This window comes from Citrobacter sp. TBCS-15 (assembly GCF_005280815.1).
GTDB classification, from domain to species: domain Bacteria; phylum Pseudomonadota; class Gammaproteobacteria; order Enterobacterales; family Enterobacteriaceae; genus Citrobacter; species Citrobacter werkmanii.
In genome coordinates this window covers 1-565 of record NZ_SZWK01000265.1, presented here as the reverse complement: position 1 = coordinate 565, position 565 = coordinate 1, and the positions used below count along the sequence as shown (strand labels likewise).

2 protein-coding genes are annotated in these 565 nt (G+C 31.7%); both read left to right on the top strand.

Annotation, left to right across the window (positions count from 1 at the left end; translation table 11 throughout):
- Positions 1-337: hypothetical protein (locus FDW96_RS15130; protein ID WP_137365909.1), on the top strand; the 337-nt coding region annotated here is incomplete at its 5' end.
- Positions 338-393: 56 nt separating this feature from the next.
- Positions 394-565, top strand: a 172-nt coding sequence (locus tag FDW96_RS26225) for a BppU family phage baseplate upper protein (protein WP_137365908.1), incomplete at its 3' end; no start/stop codon positions are given.

The following is a 565-nucleotide window of genomic DNA, read 5'->3' as shown; positions in this document are numbered from 1 at the left end:
CATAGCTAAAGAAATGCAAACTAAAGTAACAGAACGCATGGGCGACTGGTTTGAAGCAGAATTTAAAGCTAAAGCGAATAGTGCAAGCCGAAGAACTAGATTAATTAGAAGTCATGGTCACACCTATACTTATGCTAGATACCAAAATACTGGTCAATTATCAAGTAACTTAAAACAAGTTAAAAAAGGCGATAAAATAGTTATTGACGCAGGTACTAGAGCTAATTATACTAGCGGTTATCATGGTATGTACTTTTTAAGAAATAAAAAAGGTATGCAAGACGTTAAAACAACATTGAAAAAAGGCGCTATTTATGCTAATTCAATGAAATTATAAAAGTAGAAAGTGGTTTAATTACATTTGATTGAAATTAACAATAATGGTATTTTTTAATGAGTTTAGATAATTTTAAAAATAGAGCGATTGTATGGGATACGGTCAATAAAGGCTTCCCACAACCAATTCAAATAATGCAAGGCGACGTCAACGCTAGAACATTGTCAATTAAAATACTTGATAATGGAGGCGAAATTGATTTGACTGGCCATTCATTAAAACTTACAT